This is a genomic window from Mariprofundus micogutta (genome assembly GCF_001895085.1).
Classification (GTDB): domain Bacteria; phylum Pseudomonadota; class Zetaproteobacteria; order Mariprofundales; family Mariprofundaceae; genus Mariprofundus; species Mariprofundus micogutta.
On the sequence record NZ_BDFD01000019.1, the window covers coordinates 1 to 19,891 of the forward strand.

Here is a 19,891-nt window from a genome sequence, read left to right on the forward strand (position 1 = left end):
ATCATTGTGACATTATAGAGACCGGAAATGAGAGCTGGAGATTCAAAAATAGAGCATGATTTAAACAGACTTTAGGGGGGTCAAAATTGGACGCTGATGGGGGGTCAATTTTGGGTGCTGATTGACACCTTTACAACTGGCTCAAAATAATTTGAACCTTCTTTGAGATAAATAACATCAGTTTCAACCTTGAGTTTCTGTAAACACTCTTTAGCCGATGTGGAAGAAATATTTCCACCTGCATCACTTGAATAACAATCATTAAATCTCTCTAGGATTAGATTGATGCAATTGTTTGTATAATCTCCTACTTCGATATCTTGAACTAACGCTTCCAGTGAATCGTGTAAATTAACATTCGTCTGAAAAACAACTGCTTGGCAATTTTCTCCAAAGTTCACTGTATGTAACAATAGCTTGCCGCCGAAGCTGTCTTTTATCTTATTAGAGCTAATTTTGCTTTGATCTTTTACTTTTGGATCGATTCCAAATATCTCGCAGATGGTCCAGTTATGATTGCTTTTTCCATGAGTTTTTACTTGATAAAAGTCATAAAGACTTTTCCCATCAATATTTCGTCTGATGACAAAATCATCATGGAGATCGCAATAGACCCTATCAACCTCACCACCTTCTAGTATTGAAAGTGAAGCTATAGCGGCAGATCGAACCTGGGCTTTATATCGAGCAAATGAGTCGCGTCCCGCTTGCTCTCTAGGCTTTTTTGTTTCTAGTGAATTTTGCGGACTCATAATATCGAACACTCTTTCATTGATTGCATTATCTCACCCTATATTTTCTAGCGTTTTGCATTTTGGAAATGCTGAACAGCCCCAGAACTGATTGCCTGCTTGCGGGCCTTTTTTGCTGGTGCGAAGTACCATTTCACTGCCGCATTTCGGGCATGATTTGGTTGCGGGTGACTCAGCTAGCTCACTCTTCGCTGCCACGCAACGCCTGACATGTTTGGCATGTTCGCGGCTGGTTTTGAGCGAGGGTTTCAGGCGGCCTTCGGCGATCTGCCCGATGATCTGCTGCACTTCTGTTTCGGTTAGCAGGATTTGCGTCTTTGATTTGATGTAACGGATATAACCGCCGCCGTAGGTGACGTTCTCGGGCATATCGGTTTTGAAGGTACTGTCGCCGACAAACACGACCACGGAAAACATCTTCTCATGCGCAAGCCCAAGCGCGGTCTCCAGCGTTTTGGTGTGTTTGTAATTCTGATGCAGCGGATTCTGGAAGCGGTGCTTCGACTTGTAGATTTGCTGCGTCCACTGCTTTTGATTTGCACTGCCGAAAATCCAGCCCTTCATATTCTTGGTTTCAACCACAAACACGCCGAAGCGGGAGACAATGATATGGTCGATCTGGGTGGTGCCATCCTCGGTCGGGATGGTGACGTTTTTGATCAGGTGGTAATCGTTTTTATTCAGAAACAACCGCGCGGCGAGATTGACCATCGCTTCGCCCATCACACCCTTGAACCATGCCGATTTGAACAGGGCGGCCAACCCAAACAGGGGCAATAACCACCAGAACGTGGAAAAGAGTTGAGAAAACAGTGCGCCGAAATCGGTCATCGAAAGGCTGTCTCACTTGGGGGGGCCGGTTCACTCCTGCGCCCTGTTGCATCCTTGCCAGGGCAAAGCATATACCGAACGCATCAGAAATGCTGTCCCCCATTTAGGGGACAACAAAAACCCGGATGATTGCCATGCTTTTCTGACACAGGGTAGATTGAACAGCATGAACCCTCTGGAAACATATACCATCACCTGTCCATATTGCTGGCAGGAGATTGAAATTACAGTGGATTGCTCCGCAGGAGCGCAACGCTACAGCGAGGATTGTTCGGTCTGCTGCAGGCCTCTGCTGCTGACGATTTTGCAGGATGAAAGCGAAAACTATCGGGTGGAGGTTTCAGCCGAAAATGAATAAAGAGAGTGCAGATCAATCATGGCGATAGATTGCGGCAACAAGCATGCCAGCCAGAATCAGTTCAATCAGGCCACCAATCATCCAGGTGGCCACCAGTGAGCCGGGAACCGGCTGCACAGCGTAGGTGATCAGCTGGGGAGAAACCATCAGCAGGCCGACAATCAGCCCATAACAGGCGCCGCCGCCAATACCACCGCACGTCCGCACGAATGAATAGAGATAACTGAAGACAGCCGCCATCAACAATTGGCCGCCCATCATCCAACCCATATGCGCTTCCATTTCTGCCTGCGATCGCCACAGGCTGGCAGTAGCCTGATAGGTATCGGCCAGATAGATGCCGTGGAACAACCACTCGAAAACAAACACAAACACAGCAACTGCCAGCATCGCCAGCAGCAGACGTCCTGCATTCGGACGCTTAAAACAGGAACAGAACATGGCATCACCTCACTGGCCGAAAGTATATCCTCCTTGCGGATGGCTCAATCTCAATCATTTTGGGGGGATTGGACGCCCTTCAAGAAAACGCTTCAGATCTCTGGCGCTTTTGACCGGGATTTCCTCCATCGGCATGTGGCCGGCATCCGGATAGGTGACGCTTTGCGCATGCGGTAAGGCCTGCCGCCAGCGTTCAAAATGGGACATTGGAATCCAGCGGTCCTGCTCACCCCACATCAGTAATGTCGGCATGCTGATGCGCTCTTTTCCCGGTGCGTCCTGAACAGATTGCGCGTTGGCATATCGAAACAATGACTGGGCGGCTTTTCTGTTACCCGGACGCAACTGCATGTCGTAATAATGATCGACCAGCGCATCATTGATCCGTTCAGGCTGCGCATAGACCTGGCGCAACAGAATGGTGGATGCAAAGCGCGGCGTGAAATGCATTGTGATTGTACCGATTACCGGTGCCGTAAAGGCCCACATCGGAAGCGGCACCTTCTGCTTGAAACCGGCCGCATCAATCAGCACCAGTTTCTGCACCTGTTCGGGATATTCGATGGCATAGTTCCATGCAAAATAACCACCCAGTGAATTGCCTGCCAGCACGAATCGCTCCAGGCCTATAGCCTGCGTAAAGTGATGAATGAATCTGGTGTAATGATCCCTGTTGTATTCGAAATTTGCAGGCCCGGTCAGGCCGAAAGCGGGTATATCCAGTGATATCACCCGGTAATCCGATTTTAACTCATGAACCCAGCCATCCCAGGTATGTAGCGAAGTCAGAATGCCATGCAACAGCACAATCGGCTGACCCTCGCCCTCATCGCGGTAGTGCACCCGCAATCCATCAATATCGATGAAACGGGAAGCGCCGGTAGCATATTTTTGTTCCAGTTCAGCCAGAGGTATTTCCGATATACCCAGGGCACAACCGCTGAGCATCAATGCCGAGAGCAAACCTGCCAGATAGTTCCGCCACTGCTTCATAATCCTCACCTCCTGCCGCAAACACAATATGCGACAAGCCAGGTGAAATGAAAAGAACACTTCCCTGCGCAGCAGGCTCCACTGGTCTACAATAGAACTACAAGCCTGCTGCAAAACAAAGAGGAGGTTATTATGCCAACATTCAAACCTGCCCAAGCTCTGTTTCTAACACTTTCAGCACTATTGATACTGGTTCCGGCATCGCCGGCCGAAGCCGGCCCCTACCGCTGTGAAAATGGAACCATCGTCTCCACCAGTTCGCAGTGTAACAGTCGCGGTGGCCTTGCAGTCACCAATACCGTCTGCGGTAACGGTTATATCGAAACAGGTGAGGTGTGCGACAACGGCACCCTGAATACAGACAATGAACCCGACGGCTGCCGTACTGACTGCCGCCGCTACTGGTGTGGTGATGGCGTCGTCGATTCGAATGAACAATGCGACAGCAATTATCTTCAACATGCCATCTGCAGCGATTTCAAAAGAGATGGCGTCAATTATTGGGGCGGAGAACTGAGTTGCCATGATAACTGCAGCTATAATCTCTCTGCCTGTCACTACTGTGGCGACGGTATCACCCAGTCACCGCAGGAGCAGTGTGATGACGGCAATGCCGCTGACGATGATGGCTGCAATCGCAATTGCACAAGCTGTATCAGCCTGAACAGTAATCTTGAAATCACCAGTGATACGGAAATCTGCACACAGAATTATGCTGCCGATGATTATGGCGATCTCGGTGTCATCATTATCAAAGCACCTGATATTACACTGGATTGCGACTTTGCACGCCTGACCGGTCAGGGCGACGGCATTGGCATCTACATTAAACGATCTGACAACGTGACGGTGAAAAACTGCCTCATCGATAACTACGAGTTCGGAATTTATGCCGAGGATTCGGACAATATTCAGGTGCTCGGTATGGGCAACAAAATGACGAACACCACGGATCAACTGGTACTGGATAACTCAACTGCCGCACAAGCAGCTGCTCCGACTGCTGCACAGTTCGATGCTTTGAGCCCCAGGCAACAGGTTTTCATGCAGCAGAGACTGCAAACCAGACGTGTACCATCGAGAGTAGGTGATTCGCTGAAGATGAAAGCGATGCCGGGAGCTTTGACAAGCCCTTCAAAAAGCGCGACGACAGTCCGAACACCGATGACTCGTGAGGAGAAGCGTAAAAAAGCACGTGAAACACGCATGGCCGAGCGCAAAGCACAACGCATAACCAGCACGCCAGCGTCAGCAGCCACCTCGAAATCCATCCTGCGACCACGCCCTGAACGCAGCGTACGAGCAGCCGCCCCGCTTGTTACTTTCCCGAAAAACGGTCAGCGCTTTACCGCACCCGCCACGCTTACAGTCAAAGCCCGCTTTGACCGGAAGCGTAAAGTAATTTACTCACTCAGACAGTTGCCGGGTAAACGTGTAATCAAAACTTCGGCACGAGGGTCATTCAGAACACTGACAGCAGGCAGCTACTGTGTAGCTGTAGCCTATGCCGGCAAAGGCGAAAAGATGAGCCCCTGCATTGCATTCAGCGTTGTGAAGCCTGAACGTTTGAGCGCACCAGTCAGGCAGCTTGCACCTCTTATGCACCGGCCATAACCGGGCTGATCAACTCTGCCCGGCAATAAATCCGGCTGTAACATAGTCCATGCTATTGATGTGCTGCTTCATCCAGGCGGGCAGCTCCACACACATAAACTGGCGTACCGGCCCGAGCTGCCGGGTAGATTTCCACTCATCTATGATTGTCTCAAACCCGGCTAAAAAAAGATCGTGGGCTCCTTTGTGCATGACGTAGGGGGGAAAGTGATACGCACTCATCAATCTTTCTTCATTGGCGAAATGTTCCTGCGTATGGAGCAACAGTTCATCCAGACTTGTTGTCAGCCTGGCCTGCTCTGCACTGCCTGCATCAACTGCTTCGATCAGATCATAGATGGCATTAATCATCTCCACCTCTTCGAGATGCACATCATGCATCACAGGAGAAGGGACTTCGGCAAAGTCGTCAGCACTGATTTTCATGTGACAAGGCTAGCAGAATGATCTGCTGTGGTGCAGTGCATCCCTTATCCATACCTCCTTTGCTGACACAATCCTGTCAGCTTTTTGCCACATCTGTAAACACCACAGTTTGTTCAGCACTGCTGCTGAATCCGTTTCCTGATTATTTTCCTCAGAAAGATCATGAAACTGCTTTGATTTCCAGCAATGAGTATGCCTGACCACTATCTAGACCCATCATTCAATCTATGCATTTTGAATCAGGCACGGAATTTGCTTTAGTTGATACAGTGATTTTGCGGCAGGGCAAAAGCCCGCCGAATTGTGAGGTGGTTATGCTGAAAACAATGCAGGGATGGTGGCGCCGGGAAGAGGGCGCACAACAAAAACCGGAACTCACGCTGGCTATCACCAAGCTAATGGTCGGCATGATGTCTATGGACGGAAAAATTGATGAGAATGAGCGTGGTGAAATCATTCTCATGCTGGCTGATCAATTCGGCCTGACAGCCGACGAGAGCGAATCATTGATTGAACAGGCAACAGACAAGGAGCGAACCGACCTCTGTTTCGCTGCTGTTGTAGAACAGGTCTCTGAACATTTTAATGTTGATGAGCGCGCCGCAATTCTTGCCAAACTTTGGCGCGTTGCCATGGCAGATGGCGATATCGACTTCCTCGAAGAACAATATATCAATCGACTGTCCGGTTTACTCAGTGTTCCGGCTAGTGCACTGGCAGAGATGAAATCAAGGCAGGAAGAGCTCTTCCCGGACCTGAATCAGTCCAAACGTTTCCAGCATCCGAATCCGGTCATCACCTGATTTCCTTTAATCCGGATTGACCGGATCAGTATACAAACTCCGGGATTGTGCAAGTCCCGGAGTTTTTTATGCCTGCAATCTGCATGCACTTGATATATTAGCAAATAATTATATATTGGCCGTATCCTGTGACTGCAAGGAGCAAGAGATGGCAACTGTTGAACTGAATAAAGAAAACTTCGAGGCTGAGGTATCATCCAGCAATATGGCTGTCCTCGATTTCTGGGCGCCATGGTGCGGTCCATGTAAGAGTTTTGCACCAAGCTATGAAGCTGTGTCAGAAGCTTACCCGGATACATTGTTCGGCAAGATCAATACCGAAGTCGAACAGGAGCTGGGGGCTCATTTTAATATCCGCTCGATTCCAACCCTGATGATTATTCGCGACAATGTTGTGCTCTTCTCACAAGCAGGTGCACTGCCCAAAGAGGCGCTTGCAGACGTCATCAATCAGGCTCAGGCCATTGATATGCAACAGGTGCATGCTGAAATCGCTGCCAGCAAACAGGATGCCTGAGGCATCAGCAACCTCAAAAGACAGCATAACACTATTCAAATAATCATACTTTAATGCCTTGCCCGGTGCATGCAGAGTAGCTGGATGCAACTGATTGATACGCATTGCCACCTTGATGACGAACGTTTCGATACGGACAGGTCTAATGTTATCCGGCGAGCGGCCGGAGCTGGCATTCAAGCTTTCATCGTGCCGGCCATCCATGCCGAAAGTTGCCGAACCATTCATGATTTACAGCAACGCTATGATCTCATTCATCCTGCTTATGGCTTGCATCCATGGTTCTGCGACAAACATCGCGAAGAAGATTTCGCGCTGCTTGCAGAGCTGCTCGGTGCATGTGTTGCTGTGGGAGAATGCGGTCTGGACTTCGGGCTGTGCAACACAGATGCAGAAACTCAGCTTCGCTGGCTGCGCCCGCAACTGCAGCTGGCTGTCGACTTTAACCTTCCGGTGATCCTGCATGCCTACAAAGCCACCGATATGATCATTGGCGAAATCAAAAAACAGCCTGGACTGCGCGGCGTGGTACATAGTTTTTCCGGCAGCCGACAACAGGCGCAGCAATTGATTGATCGGGGCTTTTGTCTCGGTTTTGGCGGGGCGATTACCCATCCGCATGCAAACAGATTACATGAGCTGGTTCGGCAACTGCCTTTATCACATATGCTGCTTGAAACCGACGCACCGGATCAAACGCCTTATGGCCAGCGCGGCAAACGTAACGAACCCGTTTTTATCATCGAAATCATCAGACAGCTCGCTAAGCTTCGCGATATGGATACAAATGAGATCACTGATATCTGCAATGCCAATGCGAAGGAATTATTCAATTTATGAACAAGCCACAGGAACGAACAGAAATACTGATTGGTAAGCAGGGTCTGGACTATCTGCAGGAGATGCATGTGCTGATCGTGGGTCTCGGCGGAGTTGGCGGGGCGGCTGTTGAAGCGGTTGCGCGAGCAGGCATCGGCCGAATGACTATTGTGGACCATGACAGCGTAGGGCTGTCGAACATGAACAGGCAGCTGGTCTGTAACCACTCGACGCTCGGGCAGGATAAAGCCACAGCCATGGGTGCCAGAGTGCTCGATATCAATCCCGACATACAGCTCAATGCCCATGTAGGCTTTCTCAATAAGGATAATATCGAGTCCTTTCTCGACAATGGTGGTTTTAATTATGTCATTGACTGTATCGATTCCGTGGCATGTAAAGCTGAGCTTGTAAGTACCTGCCAGCAGTTGAAGATTCCCGTTGCATCCAGCCTCGGCGCCGGCGGCAGGCTGGATGTTACACAGGCTGAAATCACCACGCTGGATAAGACCTATAACTGCGGCCTGGCGGTCAACCTGCGTCGCAAGCTGCGCCGGGCCGGTGCTTCGCTGGATTATCCGGTGGTATTTTCCGGCGAGTTTCCGATCAAGCCGCTACCACAGCAACCGGTTGGCACTGATCCGAATTCGCTGCCAAGGGCAGTCAATGGCACAATCTCCTATATGCCAAACCTGTTCGGTTTCATGCTGGCAGGTTTTGTGATTAAACAGCTTATTGATCAACAAGTAACGACATAACAGACAGAGGAAGGTAAGTATGTTCGGATGGAATAAAAAGAAAAAAACTGCATCGGCTCGTCATATTCTGGTTGCAGACCGCGAACAGTGTGAAGCATTGAAAGCCGAGATTGAAGCTGGTGCGGATTTTACGGAAATCGCCAAACAGCATTCAACCTGCCCCTCAGGCAAGAATGGCGGCGATCTGGGGTCTTTTCGGGAACGCCAGATGGTCAAACCGTTCAATGATGTGGTGTTTTCCGCTGAACTCAACAAGGTGCACGGACCGGTGAAAACCCAGTTCGGCTATCATCTGATCGAAATTACAGAGCGCTCGGACAATACATAATCATCAGGGCAGCCCTCGAAGGCTGCCTTGATGCTGTATTAACTGCTGTGCATCTGTGGCAGCAGGAAACGCAGTGCCTCAAAAAAGATCCAGCGGGTAATCAGATACGTTATCGACAAAGCGATACAGCTGAGTGCCGTGACCTTCAGCTTCTCCATGGTTGTCGTCGCAGGGACGAAAAAACGGGGTATCAGAATCATTGCGCCGATCACACCGCAACTGAAACCCTGCAGCATAAACAGGAAATATTTCAGTGAGTTTGCAGTCTCAGCCAGGCCCGGGATGGACATAAACTGCGGCATCAAAAACTGGAAGATAATCAAAGGGGCATAAATAAAGGGGTATTCGCGCCATAACAGGCCGACCTTTTCCTGCCCGAACACATAGATGACGCCAGCCATTATATTGGCTGAAATCAGATACAGCGTAATCGAGATTAACTCACTACTCATATCAGCCCCCCTGCGACCACAGACAGTATTCTGTTTGCTGCCAATCGGGAAGAGCGGGTATGTTCCCGTTAAGAGAGCTTATCTTCTTTCAGCTGGGCCAGACATGTATCAACGACATTCAGCATCTCATAACCCAGTTGCACCTGCCCGGTATCAGAAGATTGAATCATCAGATTGGCGCACTCATGAAATTTCTCCAGTACTTGTGGATCATCCATCAGGCGGTCCATATCGATGACAATCTCATGTGACTTGCTCATGAGCTTAGTATATCACACAAACCTGCACTGTCGTTGCAACATGCTAACAGATGTGAAATTTTACTGGCCTTTGCATCTGATCGCCTTAATCTGCCGCACCATGTTATACCGCCCTCTAATCCACATGAGTTTATACATACTGAGCCTTGCTGCCCCGATATCTGCATGGGCTGAAGAAAGCGAAGACGAATGGAACAACAATGTTGAACTTGGTGCTGTCAAAACCAATGGCAACACCCAGACATTGACTCTCAATAGTGCAGCCAAGCTGGTGCATAACGGAAAAGTATTGCGCAGTACGATTACAGGCAGCGCCAACAATGCGACCAATAATAATGCGACCACGGCAGAAAAATATGCCGCCAGCCTGCAGGAAGACTGGAAAATCACTGAAGCCGATTACCTGTTTGTACGCCTTGGTTTCGAAAGTGACCGCTTTGCAGGCTTTCGCCGTCGTTACAGTGAAACGATTGGTTATGGCCGCGATCTGATTAAAACAGATCATTTCAGCTGGAACATTGAACTCGGTGGCGGTTTAAGGCAAAGCCAGTTCACAGATCGCAGCAAAAAGAATGAAGCTATTGCCCGCTCAGCAAGTAATATGAGCTGGGATATCAGTGAGTCTGCCAAACTAACACAGGACCTCTCCACCGAGGGCGGCAAAAGCGGTTGGGCTTCCAAATCAGTGACCGGTTTGCAACACAAGCTGAACTCCAGCCTCTCCAGCAAGATCTCCCTGAAACTCGATCATAATAGTAAGGTTCCCGCCGGTACCAAAAAACTGGATATCGAAACGGCGATTACGCTGGTGGTAAACTTCTAGGAGTTTCCGGCAACAGTCTGTGGAAAGTTTGCTGCATAACAGGCAATCCACTCAGCAGCAGCCTGGTTATGACTTAGCAGGCGACCTGACTTCTGCCACTGATCCCTGCGATAACATTCGATCTGATACAGCTGGGCAATCATGCGCATACGAAAGCTGTCCGACTCAGTTGCGCCTGGCAGTTGTAGTCTAGCCTGTTGATGGCTGTGTCGAGTATCCATGTCCTTGTCCATGCATAAATCGTACCAACTACCGGAAATCTTCAAACGCGGAGTTGTTGCCCCCACAGGTAGAATTCTTACACCAGCCGGTTCTTGGCTTCTATCCAGCGTGACATGAATTCAGTGCTGCGATGATGATGGTGGCGCAGCATCGATCCTGTAAAATTATTCTGCCGATGTTCGGCAAGTTTTTCTCTCAGCTGAAGCATGCGCCTGATCAGGGCTTCACCATTTTTTGTCTCATTAAACAGCGTCTGTATAATATTATAGCCATGCTGCTGGCACCGCTGCCACTGCACTTTATCCTGATACAAGGCAGTTGCCTGTTCACTGAAGTCATCTGCCGAATCGGCTATCAAACCGCTCCATGGCAGATCTGCTGACATCCCCTCTGCTCCGATAGAAGTCGTCACATTGGGGGTTCCACTCAGCATGGCATCGGCCAGTTTGGTCTTAATACCTGCCCCGAAGCGCAGTGGTGCCAGGCATAACCTGGCCGATAACATCACCTGATGAACATCTTCTGCCCGTCCCTGAATAAAGAAGCCGGCTTCGGGTTTATGCAAGGCCATTGCTTTGGCTGGTGTATAGGCACCATAAATATGCAGCTCAGCCTCGGGCAGGACATTTCTAATGCGCGGCCATATTTCCTGCTTCAGCCACAAAACAGCATCCCAGTTCGGAGCATGGCGAAAGTTTCCGATCGTGACAAAATGTTGCCGCTGCTCAAAGGCCGGGTTTTCACGCTGGATTTGATGATCGGCAAACATAAACGGGCACAGATGTAATAGTGAATCATCAACAGAAAACTGTCTTTTCAGCAGTTCTATTTCATAGTCGGACACCATGATGGAGAGGTCCGAGCGCAGCATGGCGGCAATCTCCCGCAGTGCAACCTCATTATGGAGATCAGGGCTATCCACCTTCGTTGCCACCTGAGCCTGGCGTTTCAATAGCTGATGTCTGGCCTGGCGCAGGCAGTGCAGATCTATGGTTTCAAGTACGCGTAACGCATGCGGACATTGTCGTTCCACCCGCCAGCCGAACTGCTCTTCAATCGGGAATCGATCAAACACCACGATGTCCGGATTCATTTCAGTCAGGAATCTGTCAAATGTATCATCGTTAACAGCAATCATTCGCCGCTGAACCGAAAGGGCATCCAGATCGGCCATGAATTCTGATTCCACAGCTGTACAGGAAAATGTCACCTGCCACTGCTGTGCACGAAAAAGTCGAATCAGCTCCATCATACGCAAGCCCGCTCCCGACGAATTCGGTTCAGGCCATACGCTTCCAATAATCAATACATGCATCATCTGCGCACATTATCACAGTTGCCGCTCTTACATCAGGCGGATTTATCCGGTGCCAACTGATCGCTTACCGTGCTCATCAGTTCATCCGGCATAAATGGCTTCTTGATAAAACCGGATAATTTATGCCCTTCAAACTGACCCAGTACGTCATCTTCACTATATCCGGACACCAGAATAACTTTCACCTCGGAGTTTTTTTTCTGTAATTCGGCAAAACATTCGATGCCGCCCATGCGCGGCATTGTGAGATCGAGCAGCACCAGCGAAATCTCATCCTGATGCAGGGCATAAACCTGAACAGCTTCTTCACCATGTTCAGCAGTTAACACATGGAATCCATCATCTTGCAGAATGGTAAGTGCCAGCTCCCGTACATCTTCTTCATCATCCACCACAAGCACTGTACCAAGCTTCTCTCCATCCGCGTGCACCTCTGCTGTGACATGCTCATGCGGATGCTCTTTAACCACGCAGATCTCAAGTGCAGGAAACAGGACCTTGAATGTTGTGCCCTTGTTCAGCGTGCTATCGAGAAATATTGCGCCGGCATGGCCGCGAACAATACCCAGTATCGCACTCATCCCCAGTCCACGGCCGGTAAATTTGGTGGTGAAAAACGGATCAAATATACGTTCAGCCGTATCACTATCCATGCCACAGCCTGTATCGCTGATTTCCATATAAACATAGGAGCCCGGATTCGGGTGATCGCCAAAACAGTGAGCCAGATACGCTTCATCAGCATCGATGGTGCCGGTTTTCACCGTGATCGCCCCTGTTGAGTCTGTAATCGCTTCTGATGCATTGATAATCAAATTCATGATCACCTGCTGGATTTGGGCGATATCTACTTCGACCATCGGTAAAGACTCATACAGATCATAGGAAATCTCCGCATGTTTGCCGATTGCGGACTCCAGCAGAGGGATGATTTCGCTGAGTGCCTGATTCAAATCCACCGTCTCTACAACAAAATGGCCTTTGCCTGAATAAGCCAGCATCTGATTGCAGAGGTCTGCTGCACGCCTGCTGGAGTCTACGATACGGCTCAAGTTTTGTTGCGCCGATTCAGGGTCATCGAGCAGGTGCCTGTCAGCCACTGCAGCACTGCCCATAATCGAGGTTAAAATATTATTGAAGTCATGGGCAATACCACCCGCCATCAGGCCGAGTGAGTCCAGGCGCTGCGAATGCTCTAACTGAGCCTGCATATCAATTCGTTCATTAAACAGATTAATTCTATCCAGGGCTAATGCTACATGCGATGCCATGGCAGAAAGATGTTCCAGTTGCGATACTTCCGGCGAAAACACACCTTCTTCACCAAAGCTGCCTGTGCCCAACACACCCAGGCGTTTATTCGATAAAATAATCGGAATATTGATAATGGTTCTATTGCCCGTTTTGTTCACGATCTCTTTATTTGTACGCGCATCAGTGCGTGCATCCTCAATCACAACAGGACCTGTAGCAGAGGCAATGCCCTCCAGCACAGGATCTCCGGAGGTCGGCTTGGCTGGTAAACACTTATCGGGACCAATCGAAGCATCTCCGTTCTGCTTCGATGATAACAGATGCCAACTGTCCGGATCATCGCCACACAGATAGATCCAGGCATGTTGATAACCCAGTGCCCTTTCAATTTCAGCTTCTATTGCATGGATAATATCCATATGGCTTTCGGACTGCTCCAGCGCCTGTGAAAGCCTTAGCAATGACTGCAATTGGGCCGTCTTTTCTTTCAGCTTATTTTCACTATCGAGCAGACGATCTTCGTTGAGGCGTCGCTCAACAACTTCTGATTCAAGGTGGTCCAGCAAATCGGTATTTTTATAACGCAAACGCATGCTTTCCCTGACAGATTTATATTGTCGCCTGTTTAAGGCCCACATCAGTGCAATGTAAAGCATTATCAATATACCGGCAGATACCTGAACGGCCTCGTGTTGCAGAACCATCCATATCGCAGGTATAGCAAAACAACCAATAATAAATACCCGGTATGTCACCATCGAGCTGGAGTAGGTCGCAAGTGCTCCGGCAGACACTCCCGACAGAATCATGACAATAAACATCTGATAGGTAACATCTAACTGCTGTAGAAAGAGCAGAGCGCCACCACCCCATGTCAGACCGGCGGCCAGGGTAATCAGCGTAAATCGCTGCAGCCATCGTTCAGGCTGCAAGCCATTGCGCTCCGCATGTGACCGGTATGACCTGATCAAAACCAGACGTGTGATATTGATGACGCAGATGACAATAAACCAGCCGGCAAGCTGGAGCGCATTCAAGTGACCCCACAACACATATGTTACAACGGCTGACACGATTGTGGATGAAGCAAAGGTCTGCGGTGCCTGACTGAATAACAGCAACAACTGCTCACGCATGATCATCATTGCTGTTCGATCCTTTACTTTTTCCATCACTGCACTCATTCCCTACTTACAGCAAGCTCAATGCCATAAAATGAACAGCATTGATTCGGATGCCCGAATAGCCAGAATCAGGGGACACGAATAATGTCCTCCCGTGTGCTTTCAGCATGCCAGGGCAAAACTCAGGAGTTTGCTATGCCTATCATCACTTTTCAGGGTAAGCAGTACGAGTGTGACAGTGATACACCGATTCTCGACAGTCTGCTTGCCCGGGGCGTTAATGTTCCCTGTGGTTGCCGCGGCGGTATCTGTCAGGCATGTATGCTCAAGGCAACCAGTGGTAAACCTACTGAGCTTTCGCAGACCGGCATCGAGAAAAAACTCAAAGATAAGAATTACTTTCTATCCTGCCTGTGCAAAGCTGAATCAGATATGGAAGTGCAACTCCCTGACCCGTCGGACAAATATCACTCCTCTATCGTGTATGAAAAAGAGTACCTGAATGCTTCCGTTGTGCGTTTGCGCTGCAGCCGACCGGAAGGATTCACCTATCAACCGGGTCAATTTGTAAATCTTATGCAACCGGAGCAGGCACTTGTACGTAGCTATTCCTTAGCCAGCACCAGTGATGACAATTTTCTTGAATTTCATATTCGTTTGATTCATGACGGCCGCATGAGTAACTGGATTGCTGATACAGTTGAAAACGGGACGTTTATATTTGTTTCAGATGCCATGGGCAGCTGTTATTACAACAGTGCCTGCGAGGCCTCCCCCTTACTATTAGCTGGCACCGGTACCGGTCTGGCACCGCTGTACGGTATTCTTCGCAATGCGCTTGCTTCAGGCCATCAACAGGAGGTGTATCTATTACACGGCGGCCTGAGCAGCGAAGGTCTTTACTATCAGGAGCAATTACAGTTTATAGCGCAGCAAAGGGACAACTTCACTTACCAACCATGCGTATTGCATGGCCCGGCACCTGAGTCAGGGGTGCAAGGCTCAATCGATGAGCAGTTGCGACTGGTGCTCAACACCAGACAGGACTGGCGTCTGTTTCTTTGCGGTGATACGGAAATGGTCAATGCCATGCGCAATGTATGTCTTGAGCATGGCATTAATGAATCCGATATTCATACGGATTCATTCGGGTAATCAGGCTGTAATACGATTACTTTGAACTGTTGAATCCACAAAGTGCAATACCCATTGCTCTCTGCAGGATTGTTTTCACTATCGCGGATTAAAGAGCAATACCCATTGCTCTCTGCAGGATTGTTTTCACTATCGCGGATTAAAGAGCAATACCCATTGCTCTTTAATCCTTGCTGTTACTATCTTTCTGGCTGCTTTCCATCTCGATTTTTTTGCGCTGCCAGTGGGCGATCATCTCATCACGCGTAATGACTTCGTCTTCATCACGGTCAATAAATCGAAATTCTGCACGACGAAACTTGAGTTTTTCGTCTGTGCTGACATGTCCGTCTTTATTGCTGTCCCACTTCTTCATGATGTTATCGATAAGTTTTGGTTTGACGCTGCTTTTCAGAACATCCGGGCGTTTGGCATAACGGAAATGAAACATCTCTTCGCCACTTAGCACACCATCTCCATCAGTATCAATCGTACCGAACTGGTGCATCACGGCGCGTTCAAATTCTGCACCATCGATTGTATTGCTATGATCAACATCCAGTGTAGCCATCTGCCGGTCTGCTATCTCTTCAGGAGCGTAGGTTGGCAGCGGCATTGCTGCTGCATATTCAGGCACAGCAACAAACAGGCCTGCAGCAATTAAAACAAACTTCTTCATGATACTTCCTTTTTAAATAACGTTGTTTATGACACGATCAATGTACTAGCGGCAACAATAACCTATGAAACTCTGCTTATACACAAAAGAAACCCGTGCCGGTTGCGAAATCATAGCGGCCGCATCTTATTAGTAAATTAATATGTAATTAAATCTCTTCCGGGAACTGCGAGATTTCACATCAAATCGATACGATAACCCTGGGTAAAGGCAGCAAATATACAGCCAGCCCCACCGCAGCATATAACAGCAGGTATGAGAACCAGGATGAACGGCTGAAAAAGGTCAACGCCGAACCAAAAGACTCTTTTATCGAGGCCCCAATAAAATTCACACTGTAGAATTCATCCAGCAACAGATGAAGGATATAACCACCCGCCACAAATGCGGCCAGCAGCCAGGCAAAGTCCAACGGTAAGGCAAGCAGATAATGCGCCAGTGAAAATGCGGTGAAGCCAAACAGCAGGGCTGCCGGAACCGAATGAAACAGGCCGCGATGTTCAGTGATTCTGGCAAAGATAGCATAGACAACATAACGAATGCACAGAGCGCCCATCAATGCCAAGCCTAACAGATAGAGTAAATTCATCTGTCCCTGAAAAATAAGGGTGATCGACAGTGCTACGGCAAAGCTGAGTATATTAAATACCAGACGGGTGGGAATAGAGTGGTCGGAATCAATGTCGGGAAGAATCCCGGCCAGGCTACCCACGACTGACAATACCAGTGCCTGAGAAGAATCAACCAGGCCTGCCTCCATGCAGATGACACTTGCCGTCAAAGAACCCGCAGCAGCAACAGTTATATGCGTTTGAAAACTGGCCATATCACCTCCGGTATGGAGATCTATTATTGGAACACATTATCTGATTGCCGTGAGCCTGCTCACCAGCTGCACACTTTTCTATCTAGACTTCAACCCGCTCTGGTTTCTCTTCGGGTAAAAACGGGTCAAGCAGATCATCCAGCCACTGCTGCAATTCTTTCATACCCTTACGCATATCATCGAAATCCTTATCAGAGAGAACACCGTCTTTATTATGGTCCATTGAATCAAATGCAGCGCGCACAGATGGTTCGAGCCTCTTCATGACCTCTTCAAAAGTGACTTTCCCATCGCCATTGGCATCAAAATCATCTGATGAACTGTCTTTCGCTATTGCCGGAGTGGCTGCAAGCAGGGCAGCAAGCAATAGGGCAGAACACAGTGTTTTGATTGACTTGGGACACTCTATTGTAAACATGGTATACCTCCAAAGCGATTAAACCCGCCAGAATCAAACACTAATCATGATATGATCGGATATTTTGCATAGCTCTGATTACACCACCAGGCATGCAAAAATTCCCCGTCACTATGTTTTACGCAGCAGGGTCAGGCCATCGGCCACTGGCAGCATCGATAATTCAACGCGATCATCCTGCAGTCGTTTTTCATTAAAAGCCCTGATGGCATTTGTCGCACTGCTCTGGTTATCCGCATAAATCACACTGCCGCCCCACAGTACATTATCGATCAGGATCAGGCCTCCGCTTTTGACCAGCTGCAGACACTGTTCAAAATAGACCTCATAATTTTCTTTATCCGCATCGATAAATGCAAAATCAAAACTGTCATCCTCGCCCGCTGCAATTAACTGATTCAGTGTTTCAGTTGCCGGTGCCAATCTCAGTTTTATTTTATGCGCCAGACCTGCCTGCCGCCAGAATTGAGTGGCAACACTGGTCCAGGTTGTGGAAATGTCGCAGGTGATCAGTTCACCATCATCGGGTAGTGCTTCTGCCATCCACAGGCTCGCATAACCGGTATAGGTACCGACCTCAAGTACCCGTCTGGCTCCGGTCAAATGAAGCAACAGCGCCATAAACTGCCCCTGTTCGGGCGCTGAACGCATTTCGGACAGAGTCTCATGTTCCGTGGCTTGTCGAAGCTGCTGCAGCACTTCGCTTTCGCGCAGGCTATGTTTCAACAGATACTCATACAGCGGCTCGCTCAGGCCTATCGATCTATTGGACATGATTTTTCCCCCAACCTTCAATGTAACCGATCTGATTACCCATGCGTCACGAGCATGGCTGCAAACATCGCCAGAGTGAATCCAAACACAGCTCCAAGCGGCGGTGCCCAGTGACGTTTCATCCGTGATTGCGGGGCGATATCCTGAAAAAATAATATACAGGATTCCACCGGATGCAAACAGCATGATGCCACCTGCCACGTCAGGAGCATCGGACAAAAAAACATATCCCGCCATCGCAAAAACCGGACCCAATGGAACCAGCCCCAGCATCAGATATAAAACCCGGTCCGCGGAATAGTGCGCGATGCCTCTCAATTCCCGGAAAGTATTGAAACCTTCGGGCAGGTTCTGCAGGCCTATGAACAATGCCAGTAATGGTGCCATAGGTGAGTTGGCGACCATAATCCCGCCCAGAGCCAGCGATTCCGGCAGATAATCCAACAACATACCGGAAAGTTGGGGGGCTTCACGACGCCGCAGTGCCAGCGAGCGCTCAAGTATGAAAAATGTCAGGCCGCCACCTAGCAGAATCGGTATCGCCAGCAGTGAATGCTGCATATAGCTGATTCCCTCAGGAACCAGCACCAGTGCTACAGCGCCAAGCAATACTCCGCCGCCTAATGCAATAATGAAATGGCGAAACTCTTTTTCCAGCCAGTCAGGGTGAATATGCTCCCGGCTTGCGATAAAACCACCCAGAGGGATACAGAGTCCTGCAGCAGCGCTCATCCAGATGATATTGAACCACTCCATTCCTACTCCGCTTGCATTCGATCTTCCAGGCCAGTTAGTGCCTGCAAGGCTAATGCTGTCTGCAATTCACTGAATACAGCAATGCCATGCCGCTGCAGTAATCGTGCGGTTACACCCATGCCTCTGATCTTTTTTTTAGCGAATGTGCCATCGTTGACCCTGTTCACCCCGCACGAAGGACTGCCCTCTTTGAGTATGGCGATTTGAATCTTGTGCCTTATACACAAAGCCAGAGCTGCTTCAGCCCCATCGATAAACGCATCACTCACATCATCGCCATTTTCTCTTTCTACATGCTGTTGCCCGCGTAATACAGCCTCTGCATTACCACCTCTTACTTCAGCTGGCGGGCGTGGTATAGGCAAGCCTCCTGCAACTTCCGGACAGAGTGAAACAATGCGCCCTTCTCGCTGCCACTGCTCCAGAACACCGCCCTGTCGGCAAGCCTCACCATCGTAGCGGACTTTCTCACCAAGCAGGCAGGCACTGACCAGAATCTTCTGCATAGGATTAAACTAAACCCAAAGTGCTAAATCGCAAAGTGCTGTCGAATGTAAGAGATACTGCTTATCTTGCATGACACTTCTGCGCTGTATTTCCTGCAACAACTGTTCCGGATTATGCGGCATAGCCTTACCCTGATCGTTAACGTAACCCCACATGTGCAGCAAAGCATTCATCAGACGTCCTGATTGTGGCTTTTGCCTGACTATATCCACAAGAATCAGGGTCAGTGCGTGCATATCATCACGGAAACAGCCATGTGCAACCTCAGGGCCAATTTCCCGGCAACCCTGCGGGTCAATAGCCATCACAGAATATTTATGCTGCGCCCACAATTGCTGCGTGTTCGCCGGCAATGGAATACGACCACTGCGCTTGTCTGCCTTGTATTTACTGGCCAGAAGCACAAATTGATTAGCCGGAGCATCAATATATTGCTCAGGCCAGATAATCTCGGTATTCGTTTGCGAAAGATCGGAATGGTGCTGATAACCTCGCAAAAGCATTTCGCTTACCAACAAACTATGGCGTAATAATAGTGCTGGAATATGCCCAATCCAGCGCACGGTTTCCGGATGTTTTGAATAAGCTTTTTTACCTTGGTCAAGAATATTGAACAGACCATGTAGTTCCCTGTGCTCACCAAGTAACTGCTGGCGAGCAAGATAACCGGGGTGTACATCCCATATGCGCATGAGCCTCAGCGT

At 49.1% G+C, this 19,891-nt stretch carries 25 protein-coding genes; 9 read left to right on the plus strand and 16 right to left on the minus strand.

Features of this window, described 5'->3' with window-relative positions; translation table 11 throughout:
- Positions 1-104: 104 nt before the first annotated feature.
- Positions 105-752 (minus strand): dsDNA nuclease domain-containing protein, encoded by a 648-nt coding sequence (locus MMIC_RS09825; RefSeq protein WP_072660300.1) that lies wholly within the window; start codon positions 750-752, stop codon positions 105-107.
- A gap of 33 nt (positions 753-785) precedes the next feature.
- Entirely contained in the window at positions 786-1,583 is a 798-nt protein-coding gene (locus MMIC_RS09830; RefSeq protein WP_072660301.1) for a nuclease-related domain-containing protein, read from the minus strand.
- Positions 1,584-1,749: 166 nt separating this feature from the next.
- On the opposite strand from MMIC_RS09830, the gene MMIC_RS12990 reads away from it, so the two are divergent.
- Positions 1,750-1,941 (plus strand): CPXCG motif-containing cysteine-rich protein, encoded by a 192-nt coding sequence (locus MMIC_RS12990; protein WP_072660351.1) that lies wholly within the window; start codon positions 1,750-1,752, stop codon positions 1,939-1,941.
- A gap of 12 nt (positions 1,942-1,953) precedes the next feature.
- On the opposite strand, the gene MMIC_RS09840 is transcribed toward MMIC_RS12990, so the two are convergent.
- Entirely contained in the window at positions 1,954-2,382 is a 429-nt protein-coding gene (locus tag MMIC_RS09840) for a hypothetical protein (protein WP_072660302.1), read from the minus strand.
- A 54-nt stretch (positions 2,383-2,436) separates the two neighbouring features.
- The gene (locus MMIC_RS09845) at positions 2,437-3,375 is read right to left on the minus strand and encodes an alpha/beta fold hydrolase (protein WP_072660303.1); all 939 of its coding nucleotides are present in this window, start codon (positions 3,373-3,375) and stop codon (positions 2,437-2,439) included.
- Positions 3,376-3,507: 132 nt separating this feature from the next.
- Between MMIC_RS09845 and MMIC_RS09850 the strand changes: the two genes are divergently transcribed.
- Positions 3,508-4,989, plus strand: coding sequence for a DUF4215 domain-containing protein (locus MMIC_RS09850; protein ID WP_072660304.1), 1,482 nt, complete (start codon positions 3,508-3,510; stop codon positions 4,987-4,989).
- Between the two features lie 9 nt (positions 4,990-4,998).
- Here the strand turns inward: MMIC_RS09850 and MMIC_RS09855 are convergent, their stop codons facing one another.
- Positions 4,999-5,415 (minus strand): bacteriohemerythrin, encoded by a 417-nt coding sequence (locus tag MMIC_RS09855; RefSeq protein ID WP_072660305.1) that lies wholly within the window; start codon positions 5,413-5,415, stop codon positions 4,999-5,001.
- 314 nt (positions 5,416-5,729) lie between these two features.
- Here MMIC_RS09855 and MMIC_RS09865 point away from each other — a divergent pair, with 314 nt between their 5' ends.
- The 5 genes from MMIC_RS09865 to MMIC_RS09885 all read left to right on the plus strand — a co-directional run bounded on the left by MMIC_RS09865 (position 5,730) and on the right by MMIC_RS09885 (position 8,640).
- Complete coding sequence (locus MMIC_RS09865; protein WP_227819467.1) at positions 5,730-6,218, plus strand: tellurite resistance TerB family protein; 489 nt, start codon at positions 5,730-5,732, stop codon at positions 6,216-6,218.
- Between the two features lie 148 nt (positions 6,219-6,366).
- Positions 6,367-6,735, plus strand: a complete 369-nt coding sequence (locus MMIC_RS09870) for a thioredoxin family protein (protein ID WP_072660308.1) — start codon at positions 6,367-6,369, stop codon at positions 6,733-6,735.
- Between the two features lie 84 nt (positions 6,736-6,819).
- Positions 6,820-7,575, plus strand: a complete 756-nt coding sequence (locus MMIC_RS09875) for a TatD family hydrolase (protein ID WP_072660309.1) — start codon at positions 6,820-6,822, stop codon at positions 7,573-7,575.
- A complete protein-coding gene (locus MMIC_RS09880; RefSeq protein ID WP_072660310.1) occupies positions 7,572-8,312 on the plus strand; it encodes a tRNA threonylcarbamoyladenosine dehydratase in 741 nt (246 codons plus the stop codon). The genes MMIC_RS09875 and MMIC_RS09880 overlap by 4 nt, the downstream gene beginning before the upstream one ends.
- Positions 8,313-8,331: 19 nt before the next feature.
- A complete protein-coding gene (locus MMIC_RS09885; RefSeq protein WP_072660311.1) occupies positions 8,332-8,640 on the plus strand; it encodes a peptidylprolyl isomerase in 309 nt (102 codons plus the stop codon).
- A 38-nt stretch (positions 8,641-8,678) separates the two neighbouring features.
- Here the strand turns inward: MMIC_RS09885 and MMIC_RS09890 are convergent, their stop codons facing one another.
- Complete coding sequence (locus MMIC_RS09890; RefSeq protein ID WP_072660312.1) at positions 8,679-9,092, minus strand: hypothetical protein; 414 nt, start codon at positions 9,090-9,092, stop codon at positions 8,679-8,681.
- A 68-nt stretch (positions 9,093-9,160) separates the two neighbouring features.
- A complete protein-coding gene (locus tag MMIC_RS09895) occupies positions 9,161-9,352 on the minus strand; it encodes a hypothetical protein (RefSeq protein WP_072660313.1) in 192 nt (63 codons plus the stop codon).
- A gap of 124 nt (positions 9,353-9,476) precedes the next feature.
- Between MMIC_RS09895 and MMIC_RS09900 the strand changes: the two genes are divergently transcribed.
- The gene (locus MMIC_RS09900; RefSeq protein WP_072660352.1) at positions 9,477-10,175 is read left to right on the plus strand and encodes a DUF481 domain-containing protein; all 699 of its coding nucleotides are present in this window, start codon (positions 9,477-9,479) and stop codon (positions 10,173-10,175) included.
- Here the strand turns inward: MMIC_RS09900 and MMIC_RS12610 are convergent.
- The 3 genes from MMIC_RS12610 to MMIC_RS09910 form a co-directional block, all read right to left on the minus strand.
- Positions 10,172-10,408, minus strand: a complete 237-nt coding sequence (locus MMIC_RS12610) for a hypothetical protein (RefSeq protein WP_171966501.1) — start codon at positions 10,406-10,408, stop codon at positions 10,172-10,174. The genes MMIC_RS09900 and MMIC_RS12610 overlap by 4 nt on opposite strands.
- Before the next feature lie 65 nt (positions 10,409-10,473).
- Positions 10,474-11,715, minus strand: a complete 1,242-nt coding sequence (locus tag MMIC_RS09905; protein ID WP_227819468.1) for a glycosyltransferase family 4 protein — start codon at positions 11,713-11,715, stop codon at positions 10,474-10,476.
- Positions 11,716-11,747: 32 nt separating this feature from the next.
- On the minus strand, positions 11,748-14,141 hold the full coding sequence (locus tag MMIC_RS09910; RefSeq protein ID WP_072660314.1) for a hybrid sensor histidine kinase/response regulator: 2,394 nt from the start codon (positions 14,139-14,141) through the stop codon (positions 11,748-11,750).
- Positions 14,142-14,288: 147 nt separating this feature from the next.
- Here MMIC_RS09910 and MMIC_RS09915 point away from each other — a divergent pair, with 147 nt between their 5' ends.
- Positions 14,289-15,248 carry a 2Fe-2S iron-sulfur cluster-binding protein gene (locus MMIC_RS09915; protein ID WP_072660354.1) on the plus strand — a complete coding sequence of 320 codons (960 nt, stop codon included), beginning with the start codon at positions 14,289-14,291 and terminating at the stop codon, positions 15,246-15,248.
- Positions 15,249-15,411: 163 nt separating this feature from the next.
- On the opposite strand, the gene MMIC_RS09920 is transcribed toward MMIC_RS09915, so the two are convergent.
- The 6 genes from MMIC_RS09920 to MMIC_RS12750 form a co-directional block, all read right to left on the minus strand.
- A complete protein-coding gene (locus tag MMIC_RS09920) occupies positions 15,412-15,906 on the minus strand; it encodes an EF-hand domain-containing protein (protein WP_072660315.1) in 495 nt (164 codons plus the stop codon).
- A gap of 181 nt (positions 15,907-16,087) precedes the next feature.
- A complete protein-coding gene (locus tag MMIC_RS09925; protein ID WP_072660316.1) occupies positions 16,088-16,732 on the minus strand; it encodes a metal-dependent hydrolase in 645 nt (214 codons plus the stop codon).
- Positions 16,733-16,814: 82 nt separating this feature from the next.
- Positions 16,815-17,150, minus strand: a complete 336-nt coding sequence (locus MMIC_RS09930) for an EF-hand domain-containing protein (protein ID WP_072660317.1) — start codon at positions 17,148-17,150, stop codon at positions 16,815-16,817.
- A gap of 111 nt (positions 17,151-17,261) precedes the next feature.
- The gene (locus tag MMIC_RS12835) at positions 17,262-18,680 is read right to left on the minus strand and encodes a class I SAM-dependent methyltransferase (protein WP_227819469.1); all 1,419 of its coding nucleotides are present in this window, start codon (positions 18,678-18,680) and stop codon (positions 17,262-17,264) included.
- A gap of 2 nt (positions 18,681-18,682) precedes the next feature.
- Positions 18,683-19,186, minus strand: a complete 504-nt coding sequence (locus tag MMIC_RS12745) for a 2-thiouracil desulfurase family protein (RefSeq protein ID WP_072660319.1) — start codon at positions 19,184-19,186, stop codon at positions 18,683-18,685.
- A gap of 9 nt (positions 19,187-19,195) precedes the next feature.
- The gene (locus MMIC_RS12750; protein WP_072660320.1) at positions 19,196-19,879 is read right to left on the minus strand and encodes a DUF1722 domain-containing protein; all 684 of its coding nucleotides are present in this window, start codon (positions 19,877-19,879) and stop codon (positions 19,196-19,198) included.
- Positions 19,880-19,891 lie beyond the last annotated feature (12 nt).

Coding starts and splice junctions, on each gene's coding strand:
- MMIC_RS09910 (WP_072660314.1), bottom strand. CDS start 14,141: ATGGAAAAAGTAAAGGATCGAACAGCAATGATGATCATGCGTGAGCAG.
- MMIC_RS12835 (WP_227819469.1), bottom strand. CDS start 18,680: ATGGAGTGGTTCAATATCATCTGGATGAGCGCTGCTGCAGGACTCTGT.
- MMIC_RS12745 (WP_072660319.1), bottom strand. CDS start 19,186: ATGCAGAAGATTCTGGTCAGTGCCTGCCTGCTTGGTGAGAAAGTCCGC.
- MMIC_RS09875 (WP_072660309.1), top strand. CDS start 6,820: ATGCAACTGATTGATACGCATTGCCACCTTGATGACGAACGTTTCGAT.
- MMIC_RS09900 (WP_072660352.1), top strand. CDS start 9,477: ATGAGTTTATACATACTGAGCCTTGCTGCCCCGATATCTGCATGGGCT.
- MMIC_RS09845 (WP_072660303.1), bottom strand. CDS start 3,375: ATGAAGCAGTGGCGGAACTATCTGGCAGGTTTGCTCTCGGCATTGATG.
- MMIC_RS09880 (WP_072660310.1), top strand. CDS start 7,572: ATGAACAAGCCACAGGAACGAACAGAAATACTGATTGGTAAGCAGGGT.
- MMIC_RS09895 (WP_072660313.1), bottom strand. CDS start 9,352: ATGAGCAAGTCACATGAGATTGTCATCGATATGGACCGCCTGATGGAT.
- MMIC_RS09930 (WP_072660317.1), bottom strand. CDS start 17,150: ATGTTTACAATAGAGTGTCCCAAGTCAATCAAAACACTGTGTTCTGCC.
- MMIC_RS09925 (WP_072660316.1), bottom strand. CDS start 16,732: ATGGCCAGTTTTCAAACGCATATAACTGTTGCTGCTGCGGGTTCTTTG.
- MMIC_RS09830 (WP_072660301.1), bottom strand. CDS start 1,583: ATGACCGATTTCGGCGCACTGTTTTCTCAACTCTTTTCCACGTTCTGG.
- MMIC_RS12750 (WP_072660320.1), bottom strand. CDS start 19,879: ATGCGCATATGGGATGTACACCCCGGTTATCTTGCTCGCCAGCAGTTA.
- MMIC_RS09890 (WP_072660312.1), bottom strand. CDS start 9,092: ATGAGTAGTGAGTTAATCTCGATTACGCTGTATCTGATTTCAGCCAAT.
- MMIC_RS09855 (WP_072660305.1), bottom strand. CDS start 5,415: ATGAAAATCAGTGCTGACGACTTTGCCGAAGTCCCTTCTCCTGTGATG.
- MMIC_RS09865 (WP_227819467.1), top strand. CDS start 5,730: ATGCTGAAAACAATGCAGGGATGGTGGCGCCGGGAAGAGGGCGCACAA.
- MMIC_RS12610 (WP_171966501.1), bottom strand. CDS start 10,408: ATGGACAAGGACATGGATACTCGACACAGCCATCAACAGGCTAGACTA.
- MMIC_RS09870 (WP_072660308.1), top strand. CDS start 6,367: ATGGCAACTGTTGAACTGAATAAAGAAAACTTCGAGGCTGAGGTATCA.
- MMIC_RS09885 (WP_072660311.1), top strand. CDS start 8,332: ATGTTCGGATGGAATAAAAAGAAAAAAACTGCATCGGCTCGTCATATT.
- MMIC_RS09850 (WP_072660304.1), top strand. CDS start 3,508: ATGCCAACATTCAAACCTGCCCAAGCTCTGTTTCTAACACTTTCAGCA.
- MMIC_RS12990 (WP_072660351.1), top strand. CDS start 1,750: ATGAACCCTCTGGAAACATATACCATCACCTGTCCATATTGCTGGCAG.
- MMIC_RS09920 (WP_072660315.1), bottom strand. CDS start 15,906: ATGAAGAAGTTTGTTTTAATTGCTGCAGGCCTGTTTGTTGCTGTGCCT.
- MMIC_RS09825 (WP_072660300.1), bottom strand. CDS start 752: ATGAGTCCGCAAAATTCACTAGAAACAAAAAAGCCTAGAGAGCAAGCG.
- MMIC_RS09905 (WP_227819468.1), bottom strand. CDS start 11,715: ATGATGCATGTATTGATTATTGGAAGCGTATGGCCTGAACCGAATTCG.
- MMIC_RS09915 (WP_072660354.1), top strand. CDS start 14,289: ATGCCTATCATCACTTTTCAGGGTAAGCAGTACGAGTGTGACAGTGAT.
- MMIC_RS09840 (WP_072660302.1), bottom strand. CDS start 2,382: ATGTTCTGTTCCTGTTTTAAGCGTCCGAATGCAGGACGTCTGCTGCTG.